We start from the raw sequence: 7,122 nt of genomic DNA, 5'->3' as shown, positions 1-7,122 counted from the left end.
CCGGCCCGCCGCGCGCACCACCGGCAGCGCGGCCCGGCCGCGGACGCCGATCGCCAGCACCAGCTCGCCGGGGCCGGCCGCGGGCGGCTCCTCCGGGTCGAGGATCGCCACGTCGCGCACCGGCACGTCCAGGCCGGCCGGGGCGGCCTGCAGCTCGACCAGCGGCTCGCCCAGGGACATCAGCAACTGCCGCAGCGGCAGGCCCGGCACGGCGGTCACCGGGCCGCCCCGGGCGCGGAGCGGGCGCCGCTCACCGGACGGCGGCCTTCGGCTGGTCGGCGGGTCTGTTCACATGTACAAGGGTATCGGCCGCACTTTGGCGGCCCGGCCAATCAAGCGGGCCCCGGCCGCGGCATAGCGTTGCCGCATGGCCGACGTGCGACCCCCGCCGGCCGACCCATGACGAGAAGGAGAGCGTGCGCGCCATGGATGCTGTGACCCAGGTCCCCGCGCCGGTGAACGAGCCGGTCCACAGCTACGCCCCCGGCAGCCCGGAACGGGCCCGCCTGGAGGCGAAGCTGAAGGAGCTGGGTGGCCAGGAGCCGCTCCAGCTCACCATGACCATCGGCGGCGAGCACCGGATGGGCGGCGGCGACGAGATCCACGTCGTCCAGCCGCACAACCACGCCGCCCGCCTCGGCACCCTGCGCAACGCGACCCGGGACGACGCGCAGGACGCGGTCGAGGCCGCCCTCGCCGCCGCCCCGGCGTGGCAGGCGCTCTCCTTCGACTCCCGCGCCGCGATCTTCCTGCGGGCCGCCGACCTGCTGGCCGGCCCCTGGCGCGAGACCCTGGCCGCCGCCACCATGCTCGGCCAGTCCAAGACCGCGCAGCAGGCCGAGATCGACACCCCCTGCGAGCTGGTCGACTTCCTGCGCTTCAACGTGCACTTCGCCCGGCAGATCATCTCCGAGCAGCCGATCTCCTCGGACGGCGTGTGGAACCGCAGCGACCACCGCCCGCTGGAGGGCTTCGTCTACGCGATCACCCCGTTCAACTTCACCGCGATCGCCGGCAACCTGCCGACCGCGCCCGCGCTGATGGGCAACGTGGTGATCTGGAAGCCGTCCCCGACGCAGCAGTTCGCCGCGCACTACCTGATGCAGCTGCTGGAGGCCGCCGGCCTGCCCAAGGGCGTCATCAACATGGTCACCGGCGACGGCCTGGCCGTCTCCGAGGTCGCCCTCAAGCACCCCGCGCTCGCCGGCATCCACTTCACCGGCTCCACCGCCACCTTCCAGCACCTGTGGCGCGAGGTCGGCACCAACATCGCCGGCTACCGCACCTACCCGCGGATCGTCGGCGAGACCGGCGGCAAGGACTTCCTGGTCGCCCACCCGTCCGCCGACAAGGCCGTGCTGAAGACCGCGATGACCCGCGGCGCCTTCGAGTTCCAGGGCCAGAAGTGCTCGGCGCTCTCCCGCGCCTACGTCCCGGCCTCGCTCTGGGCCGAGCTGAAGGACGAGTTCCGCGACGAGGTCGAGTGGCTCACCATGGGCGACGTCAGCGACCTGTCCAACTTCATGGGCGCCGTCATCGACGAGCGTTCCTTCGCCAAGAACAAGGCCGCGATCGACCGCGCCAAGGCCGACCCGAAGGTCGAGGTCCTGGCCGGCGGCACCTACGACGACTCGGTCGGCTACTTCGTCCGCCCGACCGTCCTGGTCTGCGAGGACCCGGCGAGCGAGTACTTCCGCGACGAGTACTTCGGCCCGGTCCTCGCCGTGCACGTCTACCAGGACGAGAAGTACGACGAGATGCTGGCCCAGATGGAGTCCGTCGCCGCGTACGCGCTGACCGGCTCGATCATCGCCCAGGACCGTGAGGCCGTGCAGCACGCCATGCAGGTGCTGCGCCAGGCCGCCGGCAACTTCTACATCAACGACAAGCCGACCGGCGCCGTCGTCGGCCAGCAGCCCTTCGGCGGCGGCCGCGCCTCCGGCACCAACGACAAGGCCGGCGCCAAGCAGAACCTGATGCGCTGGACGTCCACCCGCTCCATCAAGGAGACGTTCGTCCCGCCGACGGACTACCGCTACCCGCACATGGGCTGACACCCCGTCGCACATCCGGGACGGCGGCCCACACCCCGGGCCGCCGTCCCGCCCTCTCCACCACTCCGGAAGAAAGCCCAGGAGTCACCGATGCTCCGTTCCGCCCTCCTCGCAGCGTCCCGTTCCCCGCAGGTGCGCACCGTCGTCGAGAAGTTCCCGCCGACCCAGGCCATCGTCAAGCGCTTCGTCGCCGGCGAGACCCTGCAGCAGGGCATCGACGCCACCGCCGAACTCGTCGCCAGCGGCCGCCGGGTGACCCTGGACCACCTCGGCGAGGACACCGCCGACGCCGCCCAGGCGGCCGGCACCGCGGAGGCGTACGAGCACCTGCTGGCGGCCCTCGAGGAGACCGGCCTCGCGGCGAACGCCGAGGTCTCGGTCAAGCTCTCCGCGGTCGGTCAGTTCCTGCCGGCGGACGGCGAGAAGATCGCACTGGAGAACGCCCGGCGGATCTGCGAGGCCGCCGCCGCGGCCGGCACCACGGTGACCCTCGACATGGAGGACCACACCACCACCGACTCCACCCTGGAGATCGCCCGGGAGCTGCGCGCCGACTTCCCGTGGCTCGGCGTCGTCCTCCAGGCCTACCTGCGCCGCACCGAGGCCGACTGCCGCGACCTGGCGCACGCCGGCTCCCGCGTCCGCCTCTGCAAGGGCGCCTACAAGGAGCCCGAGTCGGTCGCCTTCCAGGGCAAGGAGCAGGTCGACCTCGCCTACGTCCGCGCGCTCAAGGTCCTCATGGGCGGCGAGGGCTACCCGATGATCGCCAGCCACGACCCGCGCATGGTCCGCATCGCCGGCCAGCTCGCCGAGTGGAACAAGCGCGACGCCGACAGCTTCGAGTACCAGATGCTGTACGGCATCCGCCCCGAGGAGCAGCTGCGCCTCGCGGAGGAGGGCAACACCATGCGCGTCTACCTGCCCTACGGCCAGGAGTGGTACGGCTACTTCATGCGCCGCCTCGCCGAGCGCCCGGCGAACCTGACCTTCTTCCTGCGCGCCATGGCCACCCGCGGCTGATCGCACCGTCAGCCGCGGGGGGATGTGGGGACCGGCCGACAGCTGCCGGCCGGTCCGAGGAGGGGACGGGCGTGTGGGCGCCCGTCCCCTTCGTCATACCGTGCCGCGGGGCTGCTAGAGCATGCGGGCCGCGGGGTCGACCATGCCGCGGGCGGTCTTGGCGTCGACGTACTCCTCGAGCGCGGTCATCACCCACTCGCCGGAGAACTGGCGGACCAGCTTGCACATGGCCACGCCGGTGCGCGACTCGGCGTGGGTGAGGTCGAAGCGGACCAGCTCCTGGCCGCTGCCGGCGTCCAGCAGGCGGCAGTAGGCGTTCTTGACGTCGGTGAACTTCTGGCCGGAGAAGGAGTTGACGACGAAGACCAGACCGCACACCTCGGGCGGCAGCCCGTCCAGGTGGACGGTGATCGACTCGTCGTCGCCGGCGCCGGCACCGGTGAGGTTGTCGCCGGAGTGCGCGATCGCGCCGTTGAAGATCGACAGCTTCATGAACCAGGCCGTCTCGATCTTCTTGCGCTGCGAGTCGAAGGCGATGCAGGAGGCGTCCAGGTCGACGTTGCGGCCGCGCCCCGCCGGCTCCCAGCCGAGGCCCATCCGCACGGCGGACAGGAACGGCTTGCCGCCCTTCTCCAGCGAGACCGAGCCGCCCTTGGTGAGGCTGACCCGGCCCTTGTCCAGGGTCACCTTGTTCATCGAAGGCACAGAAGGAGCGGACGCAGTGGCCGCCGGGGGTGCCGAGGGCTGCGGCGGCGCGGCGGGCTTCTGCATGTCCTGTACGGGAGGGGCCTGTGCCGGAGGGGCCTGCAGGGGCGGCGCGGCGGGCATCGGCGGCGGCGCCGCGGCGGCCGCCGGACCCGGGTCCTCCACGTTGACGCCGAAGTCGGTGGCGATGCCGGCCAGGCCGTTCGCGTAGCCCTGGCCGACCGCGCGGACCTTCCAGACGCCGCCGCGCCGGTAGACCTCGACGACCACCAGGGCCGTCTCGCTGCTGAGTCTGGGCGGGGTGAAGGTCACCAGCACCTCGCCGCTGCCGGCGTCCCGCACGGTGGCGGTCGGCTCGGTGCCGGCGAAGGTCGCGCCCGCCTCGTCGAGGCTCGCCGTCACCACGATCTTGTCGATGCCGTCCGGCACCGCCGAGGTGTCCACGGTGATCGCGTCGGGCGTGCCGCCGCCGCCCGGGCGGTGGGTGACGCCGGGGCCGTGCGGGGCGTTGAAGAAGACGAAGTCGTCGTCCGAACGGACCTTGCCGGCCTCGGTCAGCAGCAGGCCGGAGACGTCCAGGGCCTTGGGTGCCGTCACCTCGACCGTCACCCGGGCGGCGTTGAGTGGGGCGTTTCCGCCCTGGGTCAGGACCGTGGTCACGGTGCTCCTCCTCGCTCCTCGCGGCGGCCGGGCTTCTCCCCGGCCACCCTAGGGCACCCCGGCCGCCGGACGGCGGGTGACCCGCTGTCAGCCGCTTCCCGCTGTGAGAGAACAGGGCTTGTCGCACCCGCCCGGCTGGGAAAGCATGCTGGAATGCCAGCACTGCAACGTTCCGAGGCCGCCGTCCGTGCCCAGCTGCTCGACGTGCGCTCGTACTCCGTCGACCTCGACCTCACCCGGGGCGAGGACCTCTTCCGCAGCACCACCGTGATCCGGTTCGGTTGCGCGGAGCCCGGGCAGGACTCGTTCGTCGACGTCAACCCCGCAGCGCTGCTGCGCGCCGAGCTGAACGGGCGGCCGCTCGACCCCGCCGCCCTCGACGGCAACCGCCTCGCGCTGCCCGGGCTGGCCGCCGAGAACGAGCTGCTCGTCGAGGCCGACATGGCCTACTCGCGCACCTGCGAGGGCCTGCACCGCTTCGCTGACCCGGCCGACGGCGCCGTGTACGTCTTCGCCAGCCTCGGCCCCGACCTCGCGCCGCAGATGTTCGCCTGCTTCGACCAGCCGGACCTGAAGGCGCCGTTTACCGTCACCGTCACCGCACCGGACGACTGGACGGTCATCGGCAACGGCACCTCCGCCCGGCTGCCCGACGGCCGCTGGGAGATCGCCCCGGTCGGCCCGGTCTCCACCTACCTGGTCACCGTGGTCGGCGGCCCGCTGCACGCCGTCCGCACCGAGCACGACGGCATCCCGCTCGGCCTGTACGCCCGCCGCTCGCTCGCCGCCGAGCTCGACCGGGAGGCCGAGGAGCTGTTCGAGGTCACCCGGGCCTCCTTCGACCGGCTGCACGGCCTCTTCGACGAGCGCTACCCGTTCGGGACGTACGACCAGGCCTTCGTCCCCGAGTTCAACTGGGGGGCGATGGAGAACCCGGGCTGCGTGGTCTTCCGCGACGAACTGCTCTTCCGCTCCGCGCCGACCGAGGCGCAGCGCGAGATGCGGGCCATGGTGGTCTGCCATGAGATGGCGCACATGTGGTTCGGCGACCTGGTCACCATGGCCTGGTGGGACGACCTGTGGCTGAACGAGTCCTTCGCCGAGATGCTCGGCTACCGGACGGCCGCCGACTCCACCCGCTTCACCGGCGCCTGGACCTCCTTCGCGGTCAAGCGCAAGGGCTGGGGCTACGACGCCGACCGGCGCGGCTCCACCCACCCGGTCGCCGCCGTCGGGATGGGCTCGGTCGCCGAGGCACTGGTCAACTTCGACGGCATCTCCTACGCCAAGGGCGCCTCGGCGCTGCGCCAGCTCGTCCACTGGCTGGGGGACAAGGCCTTCTTCGCCGGCCTCAACGCGTACTTCGCCGAACACCGCTGGGGCAACGCCGACCTCGCCGACTTCCTCGCCGCGCTGAGCGCCGCCGGCGGCCGGGACGTGCCCGCCTGGGCCGAGGCCTGGCTGCGCACCAGCGGCGTCGACACGCTGCGCCTGGAGGTCGAGGCCGAGGGCGACGTGCTCGCCTCGGTCGCCCTGGTCAACGACGGCACCCGCCCGCACCGGGTGAAGGTCGGCGTCTACGACCTGGCGGACGGCGCGGTGGTGCTCCGCGGGCGGATCGACGCGGAGGTCGCCGCCGGCGGCCGCACCCCGCTGCCCGAGCTGGCCGGCGCCGCCCGCCCGGCGCTGCTGCTGCCCAACGACGGCGACCTCACCTGGGCGCTGATCCGCCTCGACGAGCACTCCGCCGCGACCGTCGGCACCTCGCTCTCCCGGATCGAGGACGAGCTCGCCCGCGCGGTGCTCTGGGAGCACGCCCGCGACCTGGTGCGCTCCGCCGAACTGCCGGCCGCCGGATACCTGCGGCTGGTCGCCGACCACCTGCCCGCCGAGACGGCGGTGACCATCGTCGAGGCGGTGCTGAAGTTCGCCGCCGAGCACGTCGTCGCCCGCTACCTCGACCCCGCCGACCGGCCCGCCGCGCTGGCCCTGGTCAACGGCGCCGCCCGTGCGGTGCTGGCCCGGCCGGACGCCGGGGAGAGCCTGCGGATCGCCGCGCTGCGCGCCGCCGTCGCCACCGCCACCGGCCCCGAGCGGCTCGCCGAACTGGCCGGCTGGCTGGACGGCCGCGACCTGCCCGGCGGGGTGCCCTTCGACACCGAGCTGCGCTGGGCCGTACTGGTGCAGCTGGCCGCCGCGGGCGAGGCCGACGAGGAGCGGATCGCCGCGGAGCTCGCCGCCGACCCCAGCAACACCGGTGAGCAGGGCGCCGCCCGGGCCCGCGCCGCGCTGCCCGACGCGGCCGCCAAGGAGCGCGCCTGGCAGGCGATGTTCACCCCGGACGGGCTCTCCAACCACCTGCTCGTCGCCACCGCGGACGGCTTCTGGCGTTCCGGCCGCCCGGACCTCCAGCAGGCCTACATGCGGCGGTACTTCGAGCAGATGCCGGCGGTGGGTGCGCGCGGCGGCGCGGTCGTGAAGGCGCTCGGCCACTCGCTCTTCCCGGTCGGCCTGGCGCTGTCGGGCACCGTCCGGGCGGCCGAGGCGTGCCTGGCCCGCACCGACCTCACGCCCACCGTCCGCCGGGTGCTCGCCGACGAACTGGACGACCTGCGGCGGGCGGTCGCCCACCGGGCCTGACCCGCCCGGCCGGCTCCGTCCCCCGTCCGGGGACGGAGCCGGC

At 73.3% G+C, this 7,122-nt stretch carries 4 protein-coding genes and 1 pseudogene; 3 read left to right on the top strand and 2 right to left on the bottom strand.

Going from position 1 to position 7,122, the window contains the following annotated elements; genetic code table 11:
- Positions 1–219: pseudogene (locus ABZ641_RS21160) on the bottom strand (PucR family transcriptional regulator); the annotation flags it as partial.
- A 206-nt stretch (positions 220–425) separates the two neighbouring features.
- Between ABZ641_RS21160 and pruA the strand changes: the two are divergent.
- On the top strand, positions 426–2,054 hold the full coding sequence (pruA, locus tag ABZ641_RS21155; protein ID WP_344622002.1) for an L-glutamate gamma-semialdehyde dehydrogenase: 1,629 nt from the start codon (positions 426–428) through the stop codon (positions 2,052–2,054).
- A gap of 90 nt (positions 2,055–2,144) precedes the next feature.
- Positions 2,145–3,074: a proline dehydrogenase family protein gene (locus tag ABZ641_RS21150; RefSeq protein ID WP_344622001.1), complete on the top strand. Its 930-nt coding sequence runs from the start codon at positions 2,145–2,147 to the stop codon at positions 3,072–3,074.
- A gap of 114 nt (positions 3,075–3,188) precedes the next feature.
- On the opposite strand, the gene ABZ641_RS21145 is transcribed toward ABZ641_RS21150, so the two are convergent.
- Positions 3,189–4,427 (bottom strand): TerD family protein, encoded by a 1,239-nt coding sequence (locus ABZ641_RS21145; RefSeq protein WP_359983868.1) that lies wholly within the window; start codon positions 4,425–4,427, stop codon positions 3,189–3,191.
- A gap of 165 nt (positions 4,428–4,592) precedes the next feature.
- Between ABZ641_RS21145 and pepN the strand changes: the two genes are divergently transcribed.
- Positions 4,593–7,079 carry an aminopeptidase N gene (pepN, locus tag ABZ641_RS21140; RefSeq protein ID WP_359983865.1) on the top strand — a complete coding sequence of 829 codons (2,487 nt, stop codon included), beginning with the start codon at positions 4,593–4,595 and terminating at the stop codon, positions 7,077–7,079.
- Positions 7,080–7,122 lie beyond the last annotated feature (43 nt).

It is taken from the genome of Kitasatospora sp. NPDC007106, from assembly GCF_040634455.1.
Taxonomy (GTDB): Bacteria; Actinomycetota; Actinomycetes; order Streptomycetales; family Streptomycetaceae; genus Kitasatospora; species Kitasatospora arboriphila.
The sequence above is the reverse complement of the archived record's forward strand: the minus strand, read 5'-3'. Positions and strand labels throughout refer to the sequence as shown.

Coding starts and splice junctions, on each gene's coding strand:
- pruA (WP_344622002.1), top strand. CDS start 426: ATGGATGCTGTGACCCAGGTCCCCGCGCCGGTGAACGAGCCGGTCCAC.
- ABZ641_RS21150 (WP_344622001.1), top strand. CDS start 2,145: ATGCTCCGTTCCGCCCTCCTCGCAGCGTCCCGTTCCCCGCAGGTGCGC.
- pepN (WP_359983865.1), top strand. CDS start 4,593: ATGCCAGCACTGCAACGTTCCGAGGCCGCCGTCCGTGCCCAGCTGCTC.